Annotated in this window: 17 protein-coding genes; 2 read left to right on the top strand and 15 right to left on the bottom strand. The window is 75.6% G+C overall.

All coding sequences use genetic code 11. The annotated features are described in order from the left end of the window. Positions 1–197: 197 nt before the first annotated feature. The 8 genes from fliA to lepB form a co-directional block, all read right to left on the bottom strand. Positions 198–1,142: an RNA polymerase sigma factor FliA gene (gene fliA / locus ACLE50_RS19450; RefSeq protein WP_410945015.1), complete on the bottom strand. Its 945-nt coding sequence runs from the start codon at positions 1,140–1,142 to the stop codon at positions 198–200. Beyond that, entirely contained in the window at positions 1,117–2,055 is a 939-nt protein-coding gene (locus tag ACLE50_RS19445; RefSeq protein ID WP_410945014.1) for a tyrosine-type recombinase/integrase, read from the bottom strand. Before ACLE50_RS19445 ends, fliA begins: the two co-directional genes overlap by 26 nt. Before the next feature lie 31 nt (positions 2,056–2,086). Next, positions 2,087–3,256, bottom strand: coding sequence for a DNA-processing protein DprA (locus tag ACLE50_RS19440; protein WP_410945013.1), 1,170 nt, complete (start codon positions 3,254–3,256; stop codon positions 2,087–2,089). Further along, positions 3,253–4,764, bottom strand: coding sequence for a YifB family Mg chelatase-like AAA ATPase (locus tag ACLE50_RS19435; RefSeq protein WP_410945012.1), 1,512 nt, complete (start codon positions 4,762–4,764; stop codon positions 3,253–3,255). The genes ACLE50_RS19440 and ACLE50_RS19435 overlap by 4 nt, the downstream gene beginning before the upstream one ends. Then, positions 4,764–5,126: a YraN family protein gene (locus ACLE50_RS19430; protein ID WP_410945011.1), complete on the bottom strand. Its 363-nt coding sequence runs from the start codon at positions 5,124–5,126 to the stop codon at positions 4,764–4,766. The genes ACLE50_RS19435 and ACLE50_RS19430 overlap by 1 nt, the downstream gene beginning before the upstream one ends. 141 nt (positions 5,127–5,267) lie before the next feature. Continuing rightward, complete coding sequence (locus tag ACLE50_RS19425; RefSeq protein WP_410945010.1) at positions 5,268–5,594, bottom strand: DUF2469 domain-containing protein; 327 nt, start codon at positions 5,592–5,594, stop codon at positions 5,268–5,270. Further along, the gene (locus ACLE50_RS19420) at positions 5,591–6,409 is read right to left on the bottom strand and encodes a ribonuclease HII (protein ID WP_410945093.1); all 819 of its coding nucleotides are present in this window, start codon (positions 6,407–6,409) and stop codon (positions 5,591–5,593) included. Before ACLE50_RS19420 ends, ACLE50_RS19425 begins: the two co-directional genes overlap by 4 nt. Positions 6,410–6,489: 80 nt before the next feature. Further along, entirely contained in the window at positions 6,490–7,314 is an 825-nt protein-coding gene (gene lepB, locus ACLE50_RS19415) for a signal peptidase I (RefSeq protein WP_410945009.1), read from the bottom strand. 327 nt (positions 7,315–7,641) lie between these two features. Between lepB and ACLE50_RS19410 the strand changes: the two genes are divergently transcribed. Further along, on the top strand, positions 7,642–8,823 hold the full coding sequence (locus ACLE50_RS19410; protein ID WP_410945008.1) for a pentapeptide repeat-containing protein: 1,182 nt from the start codon (positions 7,642–7,644) through the stop codon (positions 8,821–8,823). Positions 8,824–8,826: 3 nt separating this feature from the next. On the opposite strand, the gene rplS is transcribed toward ACLE50_RS19410, so the two are convergent. Beyond that, on the bottom strand, positions 8,827–9,186 hold the full coding sequence (gene rplS, locus ACLE50_RS19405; protein WP_410945007.1) for a 50S ribosomal protein L19: 360 nt from the start codon (positions 9,184–9,186) through the stop codon (positions 8,827–8,829). A gap of 283 nt (positions 9,187–9,469) precedes the next feature. Next, positions 9,470–10,219, bottom strand: a complete 750-nt coding sequence (gene trmD / locus ACLE50_RS19400; RefSeq protein WP_410945006.1) for a tRNA (guanosine(37)-N1)-methyltransferase TrmD — start codon at positions 10,217–10,219, stop codon at positions 9,470–9,472. Positions 10,220–10,272: 53 nt separating this feature from the next. Between trmD and ACLE50_RS19395 the strand changes: the two genes are divergently transcribed. Further along, the gene (locus tag ACLE50_RS19395) at positions 10,273–11,091 is read left to right on the top strand and encodes an MgtC/SapB family protein (RefSeq protein WP_410945005.1); all 819 of its coding nucleotides are present in this window, start codon (positions 10,273–10,275) and stop codon (positions 11,089–11,091) included. Positions 11,092–11,130: 39 nt separating this feature from the next. Here the strand turns inward: ACLE50_RS19395 and ACLE50_RS19390 are convergent, their stop codons facing one another. The 5 genes from ACLE50_RS19390 to rpsP all read right to left on the bottom strand — a co-directional run bounded on the left by ACLE50_RS19390 (position 11,131) and on the right by rpsP (position 13,277). Next, complete coding sequence (locus ACLE50_RS19390) at positions 11,131–11,685, bottom strand: Clp protease N-terminal domain-containing protein (protein WP_410945004.1); 555 nt, start codon at positions 11,683–11,685, stop codon at positions 11,131–11,133. A 16-nt stretch (positions 11,686–11,701) separates the two neighbouring features. Beyond that, entirely contained in the window at positions 11,702–11,917 is a 216-nt protein-coding gene (locus tag ACLE50_RS19385; RefSeq protein WP_410945003.1) for a helix-turn-helix domain-containing protein, read from the bottom strand. A gap of 63 nt (positions 11,918–11,980) precedes the next feature. Next, complete coding sequence (gene rimM, locus ACLE50_RS19380; protein WP_410945002.1) at positions 11,981–12,547, bottom strand: ribosome maturation factor RimM; 567 nt, start codon at positions 12,545–12,547, stop codon at positions 11,981–11,983. Then, complete coding sequence (locus ACLE50_RS19375; protein WP_410945001.1) at positions 12,544–12,786, bottom strand: RNA-binding protein; 243 nt, start codon at positions 12,784–12,786, stop codon at positions 12,544–12,546. The genes rimM and ACLE50_RS19375 overlap by 4 nt, the downstream gene beginning before the upstream one ends. Beyond that, entirely contained in the window at positions 12,783–13,277 is a 495-nt protein-coding gene (rpsP, locus tag ACLE50_RS19370) for a 30S ribosomal protein S16 (RefSeq protein ID WP_410945000.1), read from the bottom strand. Before rpsP ends, ACLE50_RS19375 begins: the two co-directional genes overlap by 4 nt. Positions 13,278–13,312: the final 35 nt, after the last annotated feature.

Raw genomic sequence — 13,312 nt, 5'->3', positions numbered from 1 at the left:
GTGACCAGGCGTTCGTGTGGCGACCGCCCGGTCACGATCCTGCTGATCACCGGTGGGCAGCGCTGGGTCGGCCCCGCGGCTCACCGGGCGTGCCGGGCTCGGCCGGTCGGCCCGCGGCTCACCGGTGGTCCGGGGTCGGGCCGGCCGGCCCCGCGGCTCGCCGGGCGGGCCGGGCTCGGCCGGTCGGCCCGCGACGCTCAGCAGGCCAGAGCGTCCTGCAGCCGCCCCCGTAGCCGGAGGATCAGCCGCCCGTGCAGCTGGCACACCCGCGACTCGGTGACGCCGAGCCGGGCCCCGATCTCGGCGAGCGTGCGGTTCTCCAGGTAGTACAGCTGCACCACCAGCCGGTCGCGCTCGTCGAGCAGGGCGATCGCCGCACACAGCGCCGCCCGGATCTCCCCCTGCTCGGCGACGACGACGGGGTCGGCGGCGTCGGCGGGCAGGCGGGCGAGCACCTCCGTGCCCTCCCCCAGGTCATCGGCGCTGACCAGGTGCACCGGCCGGGTCGCTGCACGAAGCTCGCGGACCGCGACACCCAGTTCGAGCGCGAGCTCGCGGTCGTTCGCGGGCCTGCCGAGCCGCAGCAGCAGCGCCTCACGGGCGCGTTCGACCTCGCGGGTGCGGGAGCGGACGGTGCGCGGCACCCAGTCCTGGGCGCGCAGCTCGTCCAGCATCGCGCCACGGATCCGTTGCGCGGCATAGCCCTCGAAGCGGACCCCGCGGGCGGGATCGAACCGGTCGATCGCCTCCATCAGCCCGAACGTGCCGGACTGCACCAGGTCCGCGGCCTCGATCGACGACGGCAGCCGCACCGCCAGCTTCATACCGACGCCGCGCACGAGATCGGTGTAGTGCTCGACGAGCCGGCAGCGCGCCGCGGGGTCGCGACCGGAGAGGAACGCCCGCCACCGGCCGACGGCCTCCGGGTCGACGGTCTCGATCAGGTGATCGCGGACCTGCCCGGGAGTGTCGCGGGCCCCGTGTCCCACGGAGCGGACGCGGGCCAGCCCCGGAACGGTGCCGCCGGCGTGCCGGGCCAGCGCCGAGGCGAGGACGGAGGGGAACGGGTCGGGCCTGTGCAGGGGCGACGAGGACGTCCGGGACGCCCGCGACGACTCACGCCCGAGGGTGGGCCTGGTCATGAACCACCTTCAGCCGGTCAACGGTCACGTGGGTGTAGAGCTGGGTCGTTGACAGCGTAGCGTGACCGAGCAACTCCTGTACGTAACGAAGATCCGCGCCGCCCTCGAGCAGGTGGGTCGCTGCGGCGTGCCGCAGGCCGTGCGGACCGACGTCGGCCGCCCCGGGTACCGCGCGCATCGCCCGGTGGACGACGGTCCGCGCGACCCGCGGGTCCAGCCGCCCGCCCCGCACTCCGAGCAGCAGCGCGGCCGGCGACGACGGCGTCACCAGCTCCGGGCGGCCGCGCTCGAGCCAGCGGCGCAGCGCCCGTCCGGCGGGCAGGCCGAAGACCACCGTCCGTTCCCGGTCGCCCTTGCCGCGGACCCGCAACGTGCGCCCGGCCTCGTCGACCCGGTCCAGGTCCAGGCCGCAGAGCTCGGCGACGCGGATCCCCGTGCCGTAGAGCAGCTCCAGCACGAGCAGGTCGCGCAGCGCCTCCGGGTGGTCCTCGGTGGCGCCGGAGATGGCCGCGTCGAGCACCGCGGCGGTCTCGGCGGCCGCGGGGACCTCGGGCAGCTCGGCCGACGCCCGCGGCGAACCCAGCCGCGCCGACGGGTCGCTGTCGAGCAGCCCGGCCCGCACCGCCCAGCCGCAGAACGTGCGGGCCGCCGCGGTCCGCCGGGCCACGGTCGCCCGGCCGGCCCCGGCGTCGTGGGTGGCGGTGAGTCCGCGGCGCAGGTGGTCGAGGTCGAGCGCCCCGATCCGGGAGAGCCCCTGGAGCAGGTCGGTGAGGTCGGCACGGTAGGCCCGCACGGTGTGCGGTGAGCGTCCGCGCTCGTCGCGCAGGTGCCCGGTGAAGCGCTCCAGGGCCGCGGCGACGTCCGGGGCGAGCACCGGACCGGACTCGGGCTTGTCGACCTCGGACGGCGCCATGCCCGGACGGTGCGCGTCGCGCCGCGCACGGTCAAGCACCACGACGGCGCGCCGGGCGTTGCCAGAGCCCCTGGTGGTACTCGGCGAGGCCGTGGTCCTCCAGCTCGGTGAGCGCCGCGCGGACGGCGTCGGGCGGGAGTCCTGCGGCCTCGCCGAGCTGTGCGGGGCTGCGCGCGGAGCGGGCGTGCAGCGCGTCGTGCACGGCGCGGGCCTCGGCGCCGACGGCGTCGGTGGGGCGCCGCTCCCCCTGCGGCGGTGTCGCCAGGTCGATCCCGAGGCGGCCGACGGTGTCCAGGACGTCCTCGGGGCGCCCGACCAGCTCGGCGCGCCGGGTCCGGACGAGCTCGTGGCAGCCGACCGACATCGCCGAGGTGATCGGCCCGGGGACCGCCATCAGCGGGCGGCGGAGCGCCTCGGTGTCCGACGCGGTGCGCCGGGTCCCGCTGCGCGCCCCCGCCTCGACGACGACGCACCCGTTCCCGTACGCGGCCAGCAGCCGGTTGCGGACGAGGAAGCGCAGCCGCCCGGGGACGGTGCCCGGCGGGTACTCGCTCAGCACCAGCCCGGTGGCGGCGATCCGCTCGATCAGCACCTCGTGCGCGGCCGGGTAGACGCGGTCCGGCCCGCACGCCAGCACCGCCACGGTCGGCCCACCGACGGACAGCGCGCCGCGGTGCGCGGCGGCGTCGATCCCGAAGGCGGCCCCGGACACGATGGTCACGCCCCGCTCGGCCAGCACCGAGCCGAACTCGGCCGCGGTCTGCAGGCCGTAGCGGGTGGCGGCGCGGGAACCGACGATCGTGACCGACCGCTCGGCCAGCGCGGCGGCGTTCCCGGGGCCGCGAGCCCACAGCGCCACCGGCGGAGCGTGGTCGCGGCTCTCGGCGACGGCGAGCGCGGAGAACGGCCAGGCAGGCCACTCCGGGTCCTCGGGGACCAGCAGCCGGGCCCCGGCCGCGGCCGCGGCGGCGAGGTCGGCCTCGGCGAGGTCGTTCGTGCGGCGGGCCGCCGCGGCGCGCAGCAGCCCGTCGGGCACGGCGCCGCGGCGCAGCCGGTCGGCGGCCTCGACCGGGCCGTACCGGCCGACCAGGATCGTGAGGTCGCGGTTCGGCGGCTCGACGGTGCGCAGCAGATACGCCCGCGCTCGCAGCACCTCCGCCGGGACGAGCGCCCCGGCCCCGGTCACGGGTGCGGCGCTCACGGCTCGCTCCGCTCACGGAAGTACAGCGCGTTCTCCACGGCGTTGCGGTCCGGCTGCGTGGCGCCGCGCAGGTCGCTGAGTGTCCAGGCGATCCGCAGTGCGCGGTCGGCGCCCCGGGCGCTCAGCTCATGTGCCTCGAGCCGCTTGTTCAACGGCCGCATCACCTCGGGCGGCAGCGGGAACCGGGACCGCAGCTCGGTGCCCGGCACCTCGGCATTGCACCGCCAGCCCTGGTCGGCCCAGCGGGCGACGGCCGCGGCACGGGCGGCGAGCACCCGCTCGCGCACGACCGCGGTGCTCTCCCCCGGTGTCCCGGAGCTCAGCGCGGTCACCGGGTCCATCGCGACCCGCAGGTCGACGCGGTCGAGCAGCGGCCCGGACAACCGGGCCAGGTAGCGGCGGCGGACGTCGCTGCGGCACTCGCAGTACCGGTCGATGATCGCCGTGCACGGGCACGGGTTCGCGGCCAGCACGAGCTGGAACCGGGCCGGGTAGTGCACGGTGCCGTCGGCCCGGGCGATGCGGACCTCGCCCTCCTCCAGCGGGGTGCGCAGCGAGTCGAGCACGCTCGCCGACCAGTGCGGGGCCTCGTCGAGGAACAGCACGCCGCGGTGGGCCAGCGAGACCGCACCCGGCCGGGCGACGCCGCTGCCGCCGCCCAGCAGCGCAGGCCCCGACGACGAGTGGTGCGGGGCCACGAACGGCGCCAGCGTGCTCAGCGGGGTGTCCACCGCGAGCCGCCCGGCGACCGACCGGATCGCCGCGAGCTGCAGTGCCTCGGTACGGCCGAGCTCGGGCAGCAGCCCGACGATCCGCTGGGCCAGCATCGTCTTCCCGGTGCCCGGCGACCCGATCATCATCAGGTTGTGCCCGCCTGCCGCGGCGACCTCCAGCGCGGTACGGGCCTCGTCCTGCCCGATGACGTCGGCCAGGTCGGGCACCGCGGCGGGTGCGTCGGCCGTGGGTGCAGCTGCTGCGGGCGTGAGCGTGCGGTTTCCGGCGGCCCAGTCGAGGACCTCGCCGAGGGTGTCAGCGCCGAACGACGTCAGGTCGTCGACCAGGGCCGCCTCGGCGAGCGCCTCGCGCGGCACCACGGCCCGGGTCATCCCGGCGGCCCGCGCGGCGAGCAGGCAGGGCAGTACGCCGCGGACGGGGCGGAGCCGGCCGTCGAGGGCCAGCTCGCCGAGCAGGACGGTGCCGTCGAGCCGCCCGGTGGGGACCGACCGCGCCGCGGCGAGCACCCCGACTGCGAGGGCGAGGTCGAAGCGGGAGCCGGACTTGCGCAGCGTCGCCGGGGACAGGGCGAGCACGATGCGCTGGTTGGGCCAGGTCCGGCCGGAGTGCACCACGGCCGAGCGCACCCGGTCCTTGGCCTCGTTGAGTGCCGCGTCGGGCAGGCCGACCAGGTGCACTCCGGGGATGCCGTTGCCGATGGCGGCCTCGATCTCGACCGGGACGCCGTCGACGCCGTGCAGGGCGACCGACCACGCCCGCGCCAGGCCGCGCATCAGAACGCCGCCGGGTAGTGCTGGAGGGTGGCCGGCCGGTCCGGTGGCATCAGCACCGCGACGACGTCGAACCGGATCTCCGGCCACACCACGTGGTGCTCGGACATCCAGGCCCGCGCCAGCCCGCGGATCCGTCGCATCTTGGCCGGGGTGATCGACTCCGCGGGCTCGCCGTAGCCGGTGCCCGAGCGGGTCTTCACCTCGACGACGACCAGGCGGTGCTCCGGGTCGGTGGCGACGATGTCGAGCTCGCCGTCCCGGCACCGCCAGTTCCGCGCGAGCACGACCATGCCGTGCGTGCGCTGCAGATAGTCGGCGGCGGTGTCCTCACCGCGGCGCCCGAGCTCGTCCTTCGCTGCCATGGGTCCACCATCGGCGCCGCCGCGGGACCCGGCGGAACTTCCGGACGAGCTGGGGACGGACGGGGCGGGTGTGGACAACCCGCGTGGCGGACGGTCCAGCGCACCGGCCGCCGGACGGCGCAGCGGACGGGACCGGAGGGGTCAGCTCCCCGGGAAGGAGTCGCTCTCGGGCAGCCGCAGGTCCGGGGTGTCGAGCTCCTCGATGTTGACGTCCTTGAACGTCACGACCCGCACGTTCTTCACGAAGCGCGCCGGGCGGTACATGTCCCACACCCAGGCGTCGGACATGCGGACCTCGAAGTAGACCTCGCCGTCGGCGTTGCGGGGGGCCACGTCGACGGAGTTGGCCAGGTAGAAGCGACGCTCGGTCTCCACGACGTAGGAGAACTGCGCGACGATGTCGCGGTACTCCTTGTAGAGCGTGAGCTCCATCTCGGTCTCGTACTTCTCGAGATCCTCGGCGCTCACCGGCCCGCTCCTCCTGTGACGATCTCCAACGACACCGGCTCGCTCGAGCCCGGTTCCTCCCACTCCCGCGGGGCCGACGACCCTACGCCGTCGTCGTCCTCGCCCGGGAGCGCCTCATTGTGGACCAGACCGGTGCCCGGGCCGGACAGCGGCCCACGTCCGGCGGCCGCGGCGATGTTGGCGAAGGAGTACCGGTGCTCCGCGCACGGCCCGAGCTCGCGGACGGCGGCCTCGTGGTCGGGGGTGTTGTAGCCCTTGTGGATCGCGAACCCGTAGCCCGGCCACGTGCCGTCGAGCTCGGTCATCAGCCGGTCCCGGGTGACCTTGGCCAGCACCGACGCGGCGGCGATGCAGGCCGCGACCCGGTCACCCTTGGGCACGGCGAGGGCGGGGCGGCCGAAGCCGCGGACGGCGAAGCCGTCGGTCAGCACGTAGCCGGGCGGGGCCGTGGTCAGTCCCGCGACCGCACGGCGCATCCCCTCGATGTTGGCGACGTGCACGCCGCGACGGTCCACCTCGTGCGGCGGGGTCACGATCACCGACAGGTCGAGAGCGCGGGCGGTGACCCGGTCGAACCAGTGGTCGCGGGCCGCGGGGGTGAGCAGCTTGGAGTCGGTGAGCCCGTCCAGGGCGCGGGCGTCGCCGGGACGCAGCACGCACGCCGCGACGACGAGCGGGCCGGCCGACGCGCCGCGCCCGGCCTCGTCGACGCCGGCGACGGGCCCGAGGCCGTGGCGGTTGAGCACGGTCTGCAGGGTCCAGCTGCCGGCGTCGCGGACGATGGCCCGCGGCGGGCGCAGGCCGTCGGGCAGCACCTTCACCGGGCGGCGGCGGGCACGACGGCCTGCCGCGGCCCGGCGGGGACGGTCGGGGGGAACCGGCACGGTGCTCCCGGTCAGGATCTCCGGCGCCGCCGGTCGGGGCGGCGCTGCGCGGGCAGGAACCGCTCGTTCTCGGCGCGGGCGTGCAGGCTGCGACGCCGGCTCGCCGCGAGCGGCAGGGTTCCCATGATCCCCAGCGCCAGCGGCAGGCCGTCCGGCACCCCGGGCTCCCCGGCCGCGCTCACCTGCGGGTCCACCGCGTCGACCCAGCTGAACCGGGAGAACGGCAGGACGATCGTCCGGACCTTGCCGATGATGTTGTCCTCGGGAATCGGGCCGTGCCCGGCGGCGCGCGAGTCCGCGGAGTTGTTCCGGGAGTCGCCCATCATCCAGTACTGGCCGTCGGGGACCTTGATCGGACCGAACGGCACCTGCCGGGCCGGGCCGGCCTCGGGCAGGTAGTAGATGTACGGCTCGTCGAGCGGCTGCCCGTCGACCATCACCTGGTTGAGCGCGTCGCAGCAGGCCACGGTCTGGCCGCCGACGGCGATGACCCGCTTGACGAAGTCCTTCTCGTCCGGCGGCGCGAACCCGATCAGCGACCCGATCGTCTGCAGGCCGCGCGCCACCGGGCTGCTCGGCTCCTCGCTGGAGAAGTCCTCGGCAGCCCAGCTGTCGGTGCCGCGGAAGACCACGACGTCGCCCGGCTTGATGTCGGAGAAGTTGTAGGTGACCTTGTCGACGAGAACGCGGTCGTTGTTGCAGCCGGTGCAGCCGTGCAGCGTGGTCTCCATCGACCCGGACGGAATGACGTAGACCTTCGCCAGGAACGTCTGGATCAGGAACGTCAGCACGAACGCGACGAGGACGAGCAGCGGAAGTTCCTTCCAGAACGACATCTGCTTCTTCTCGCCGTCCGGCTTGCGGCGCGAGACCAGCTCGGAGAGCTTCCCGCCGACGCCGACCGGTCCGCTGCGCTTCCCCTCGCGCGGACCGTCGGCCTCGGGCTGCCCTGCCCCTGTGTTCCGGGAGGTCTGCTCCGCCTCCGTGTCCCGGCCGGCGGGCCGGGCGCCGTCCGGCGGGCTGCCGCCCGGGGACTCGGGATCGGCCCGGGGGTCGGAGCGGTTCCGGCTCGCGGCGCCGGCCGCGGCGGCACCCGCCGCAGCGGCACCGGCCGCAGCGGCACCGGCCGCAGCGGCACCGGCCGCACCGGCCGCGGCGGCTCCGTGACGGCGCCCCGAGTCCGGGGAGTCCCGTGGGCCGGGTGGCGGGCCGGCGGGACCGCGGGGGTTCTGCTGCGGCGGCCTGGCCTGCGGGAACACCGCGGTGCGGTCCTCACCCGGGCCGCCGTCGGGGCGACGGGGCGGGGTGTCCCGACGACCGTCGGGGTGCTGCGGGGTGGCCCCGCGCGCCGGGTCGGCGCCGTTGCGCCGGTCGGCACGGGGCGGCTGGGCCCGGTCCGCGGGGACGGACCCGTCCGGGGCCCACCCCGATCCGGGCTGCTGCGGCCGCCCCTGCGGGGGACCGGCCTGGTGGGCACCGGGCTGGTGCGCGCCGGCCTGGTGGGCACCGGGCTGACGGGCGCCGGGCTGGTGCGCGCCGGGGTGCTGCGTTCCGGGCCGGTAGGCGCCGGGCTGCGGCGGACCGGCCTGGTGCGCGCCCGGCTGCGAGGAACCCGGCTGCGGGGAACCGGGCTGCGGCGAACCCGGCTGCGGCGAACCCGGCTGAGCGGAACCCGGCTGCGGCGAGCCGGGGCCGGGGCGGGACGAACCGGGCGGCGGGCCGGGCTGCTGCGGCGCACGGCCCTGCGGCGCACCGGGCTGCGCACGGTCGTCGTAGGGGCCCTCCGCCTGGAGCGCACGGCGGTGCTGCGGTGCTGCGTCCGCGGGCGGGGCGCCGGGGGCACCGGTGCCCGGCACGGGCGGCGGCCCCTGGTCGGGGGCAGCCCGATCGTCGCCGTCGGCGCCCCGGCGACGGCCGGCGGCCGGACCGGAGTCGGGCTCGCCGCCGTCGTAGGAGTAGGAGTTGCGCAGCCGCGCCGCGTAACGCGCGCGCAGCGAGTCGGGGCCGTCCTCGACGGAGGGGCCCGCGGGGTGACCGTCGCCGTTGCCGGCACCGGGAGCGCCGGTACCGGGCTCCGGACCGGCGGCGTCGTGCCGGGTCCGGACGCCCTGGCCGTCGTCCTCGGGCTCCTCGCCGTCGTCGCGTGGCGGGACACCGTGCTGCAGGGCGGCTCCGAGGAGCCACTCCTGGTCGTCGGCGCCCGGATCCGAGGGCGACTGCCGCCGGCCGGTGGGGTCGGGGGCGTCGCCGCCGCGATACCGCCGGGGGCGGGCCCGGCGGTCGTCGGGAAGCTCGGGGAAGGCCACGCGTCGAGGTTACGTCACCGGGCCGTCACGGAAGGGTGACGGTCAGGACGCGGGGATGTTCTCCCGACGCTCCTTGATCTTCGCGGCCTTGCCGCGCAGGTCGCGGAGGTAGTACAGCTTCGCCCGGCGGACGTCACCGCGGGTGGCGACCTCGATCTTGTCGATGTTCGGCGTGTGCACCGGGAAGGTGCGCTCGACGCCGACGCCGAACGAGATCTTGCGGACGGTGAACGTCTCGCGGATACCGGAACCCTGGCGGCGGATCACGACGCCCTGGAAGACCTGGGTACGGGTCCGGTTGCCCTCGATGACCTTCACGTGCACCTTGAGCGTGTCCCCGGGGCGGAACTCGGGAATGTCGGAACGCAGGGTCTCCGCGTCCAGGGCGTCAAGGGTGTTCATGTCGACGGTCCGTCCTCGTGTGTCGTACGTGCTGGTGCTGGTCGTGCGCCGCCCCGGCAGGGGTCTGCGTCGGGGCCCCGGAGCCGCTCCGGCCCGCAGGCGCTGGAACGCTCGTCGGGTGGCGGAGGTCCGGTGCGGCCGCGCCGGGGCCCGCCCGATGCGGACCCGCGCTGCCACCACCGGGCACCGCACACGGCGCCGGCAACCCGTCCATAGTGCCAGACGGGCCCGATGGGCCGGACACCCGGTCGCCCGTAGCCCGCCGCGGCGGCCTCCCGGACGGTCAGGCCGAGCCGTCCCGTTCGTCCAGCACCCTACGGTCCGCCGCGTCGAGGGCGTCGGCGGGGAGGGCCTCGAGCAGGTCCGGGCGCCGCAGGCGGGTGCGCTCCAGGGACCGGTCGCGGCGCCAGCGGTCGATCGCGGCGTGATTGCCGCTGCGCAGGACGTCCGGCACGGCCAGACCCCGCCACGTCTCCGGACGCGTGTACGACGGTCCCTCCAGCAGCCCGTCGGAGAACGAGTCCTCCTCCGCCGAGCGCGGGTTGCCCAGCACCCCGGGCAGCAGCCGGGCGACGGCCTCCACCATCACCAGCACCGCGACCTCGCCACCGACCAGCACGTAGTCGCCGATCGAGACCTCGTCGACGACGACGCCGCGCGAGCGCGCGTCGAGCAGCACCCGCTCGTCGATGCCCTCGTAGCGCCCGCAGGCGAACACCAGGCGCTCGTCGCGTGCCCACTCGCGCGCCGTGGCCTGGGTGAACGGGCGACCGGCCGGGGTCGGAACGACGAGCCGGGCGGGCGGCCCGGCGAGGACCTCGTCGAGGGCGTCGCCCCACACCTGCGGCCGCATCACCATGCCGGGGCCGCCGCCGTACGGGGCGTCGTCCACGGCCTGGTGGACGTCGTGGGTCCAGTGCCGCAGGTCGTGCACCTCGATCTCCAGCAACCCGCGCTCGATCGCCCTCCCGAGGAGGGCCTCGCGCAGCGGCGCAAGGTAGGTCGGGAAAATACTCACGACGTCGATCCGCACAGGACGGGATCGTCGCAGAGCGCCACAGGGGCGCCGAACAGGGAGGTCGGGGGATGGAACAGGAGTGGTACCGCGCCTTGTGGTCCACGACGGGACAGTGGGAGCTGCTGCCGCCGGTGCTGCTGGCGGTGGTGCTCACGATCCTGATCGGTCTGGAGCGCGAGGCGGGCGCGAAGAGCGCAGGCCTGCGGACGCACGTGCTGGTCGGCGTGGGTGCCGCGGTGTTCATGGTGATCTCGAAGTACGGCTTCGCGGACCTGCTCTACCTGGAGCACGTCGCGCTGGACCCGTCGCGTATCGCCGCACAGATCGTGTCCGGGATCGGCTTCATCGGGGCCGGTCTGATCTTCGTCCGGCAGGACGTCGTGCGCGGTCTGACCACCGCGGCGACGATCTGGCTGGCCGCCGCGGTCGGCACCGCCTGTGGTGCCGGTCTGCCGCTGCTGGCCGTGCTCGCCACCGGCGCGCACTTCCTCGTGACCCGCGGGCTGCGGCCGCTGGCGCGGCTGGCGCGGCGGCACCGTCGCCGTCCGCCGGTCCTGCGGATCCGCTACACCGACGGACTGGGCCTGCTGCGCGGAGTGCTGGAGCAGTGCACCGCGGCCGGGTTCTCCGTCGCCGGGGTGGCCGTGCACCGCGAGCGGACCGACGACGACGGCACCCGGGTCGCCGCGCTGACCCTGCGGCTCGACGGCCGCGGGGACCTCACCGCGCTGGCCGCGACGCTGGCCGAGACCCCCGGTGTGCACTCCGCGGTGACCGGCCGGGACCGTGACGAGGAGCTCGACGAGGACACCGCCGAGGAGTCCGACGAGAACGAGGACGCCGTGGTCGAGGCCGACGAGCGCCGCGCCTCCGGCCGGTCCCGCTGAGCGGGCGGTAGCTGGACCCCGAGCGGGACCCGGTCCTGCTCAGACCGCCTGGGCCCCGCCGCCGCGCCGGTCGGCGATCGTGCGGCGGGTGCCCGGCAGGGTCATCCCGTGCTCGGTGAGCACCCGGTACGCGGTGTGGTCGGGCCACAGCAGGCCGAGCAGCACGTGCTCGGTGCCGATCCCCCGGTCCCCCGCACGGACCGCCTCGCGCAGCGACAGCTCCAGGCTCTTCTTCGCCGCGCGGTCGAACGGGATGTGCCCGGCCCTGGTCCTGCGCAGCCGTCCGGGGCCGCCGCGGACCCGGTCCAGCGCGCCGGGCCCGAAGGCCTCGTCGGTGCGGCGGCGGACCTCGTCGAGGTCGATGCCCAGGGCGGCCAGCGCCTCCCCGGGCCCGGCCCCGCGCAGCGCCGCGTCCACGACACCGGGTCCGACACCGTTGCCGCGCAGCAGCTCCGCGCCGAGCCCGTCGGGGACCTGCAGGATGCCGAGCAGCAGGTGCTCCGGCCGGATCCGGCCGGAGCACCGCTCGCGCGCCTCGGACTGGGCGATGACGACGACCCGGCGTGCCGGGTCGGTGAACCTCTCGAAGAACACGTGCCGCTCCCCTCGTTCAGAGTCCGAGCCTGCGGTACTTCTTGTGCACCGCCTGCCTGCTGACCTGCAACGCGTCGGCGATCTGCTGCCAGGACCAGCCCTGGTCGCGGGCCGCGGTGACCTGCAGCTCCTCCAGCGACTCCTGCAGCTCGCGCAGGGCCACCACCGCCGCCAGGCCGACCGCGGGGTCCTTGCCGGCCGCCGCCGCGGCCACTGCCGTCGTGTCACGCACGACTGTCAACTTACGTTGACACCGCGGGCATTGTCAACGCAGGTTGACAGCAGAGAGGAGGTGTCAGGCGGGGTCGAGCAGGCCTTCGGGCGGGTCGAGGACGACCCGGCCGCCGTCGAGGTCGACGGTGGGGACGATGGCCTCGACGAAGGGGACGAGCGCCTCGTGCCCCTCGGAGGTCCGGACGACGAGCAGCGAGCCGCCGGGCCCGTGCACGACGTCGGTGACGGTGCCTGCCTCGGCACCGTCGGCCAGCTCGGCCCGCAGGCCGGTCAGCTGGTGGACGTGGAACTCGGCGGGGTCGGCCGGGGTCTCCAGCTCGGTGGTCGACAGCAGCAGCTGGACCCCGCGCAGCGCCTCGGCGCCGTCGCGGTCGGAGACACCCTCGAAGCGGACCAGCCAGCGCCCGGAGTGCGCACGGGCGGTGGCGACGGTGAGCGGGCCGGTGCCGGGCCCGCGGCGGCGGCGCCCGTCGAGGACGGCACCGGGGGCGAACCGTGCCTGCGGTTCGTCGGTGCGGGACTCCACGACGACCTCGCCGCGCAGCCCGTGTACACGCACGACGACGCCGACCAGGACCTCCGCGGATGCGGGGTCCCGGCCGGCGTCGTCGGGAAGGGTGTTCGTCACCGGTCGGTGTCGACCACGTCGACACGGACGCCGCGACCGCCCACGCCACCGAGAACGGTGCGCAGGGCGGTGGCGGTGCGACCGCCGCGGCCGATCACCTTGCCGAGGTCGTCGGGGTGCACCCGGACCTCGAGGATCCGGCCGCGCCGGCCCGTGACCAGGTCCACCCGGACGTCGTCCGGGTGGTCGACGATGCCGCGCACGAGGTGCTCGAGCGCGTCGGCGAGAACCGTCGTCACGACTCGGTCGCGGGCTCGGCGGCGTCCTTCGTGGCGTCGGCGACCTCGTCGCTCTTGGTGGCGGCCTCGGCCGGGGCGTCGTCCGCGGTCTTGCCGACGCGGTCGCCACCCTTCTTCTTCGGCGTGGTGGCCGAGGTGCTCGGCTCACCCTCGGCCTCGGCGAGCGCAGCCTGGAAGCGGGCGAGCTTGTCGACCTTCTCCGGCTGCGGCTTGAGGGTGCCCTCGGTACCCGGCAGGCCCTTGAACTTCTGCCAGTCACCCGTGATCTCGAGCAGGCTCTGGACCGTCTCGGTCGGCAGGGCGCCGACGCCGAGCCAGTACTGGGCCCGGTCCGAGTCGATCTCGATGAAGCTCGGGTCGTTCTTCGGGTGGTACTGGCCGATGGTCTCGATGGCCCGGCCGTTGCGCCGCGTACGGGAGTCCGCGACGACGACGCGGTAGTACGGCTGGCGGATCTTGCCCAGACGCATCAGCTTGATCTTGACGGCCACGCTGTGGTGCTCCTCGCGAATGTCGATTCGTGCTG

Source organism: Pseudonocardia phyllosphaerae (assembly GCF_046546475.1).
Taxonomy (GTDB): domain Bacteria; phylum Actinomycetota; class Actinomycetes; order Mycobacteriales; family Pseudonocardiaceae; genus Pseudonocardia; species Pseudonocardia phyllosphaerae.
This window is presented reverse-complemented; position numbering and strand designations above follow the sequence as displayed.

What these genes read in the sequence shown, in the direction of transcription:
- ACLE50_RS19430 (WP_410945011.1), bottom strand. Translation starts at nt 5,126, where the DNA reads ATGGCAGCGAAGGACGAGCTCGGGCGCCGCGGTGAGGACACCGCCGCC.
- rplS (WP_410945007.1), bottom strand. Translation starts at nt 9,186, where the DNA reads ATGAACACCCTTGACGCCCTGGACGCGGAGACCCTGCGTTCCGACATT.
- ACLE50_RS19435 (WP_410945012.1), bottom strand. Translation starts at nt 4,764, where the DNA reads ATGCGCGGCCTGGCGCGGGCGTGGTCGGTCGCCCTGCACGGCGTCGAC.
- ACLE50_RS19395 (WP_410945005.1), top strand. Translation starts at nt 10,273, where the DNA reads ATGGAACAGGAGTGGTACCGCGCCTTGTGGTCCACGACGGGACAGTGG.
- ACLE50_RS19445 (WP_410945014.1), bottom strand. Translation starts at nt 2,055, where the DNA reads ATGGCGCCGTCCGAGGTCGACAAGCCCGAGTCCGGTCCGGTGCTCGCC.
- fliA (WP_410945015.1), bottom strand. Translation starts at nt 1,142, where the DNA reads ATGACCAGGCCCACCCTCGGGCGTGAGTCGTCGCGGGCGTCCCGGACG.
- lepB (WP_410945009.1), bottom strand. Translation starts at nt 7,314, where the DNA reads ATGTCGTTCTGGAAGGAACTTCCGCTGCTCGTCCTCGTCGCGTTCGTG.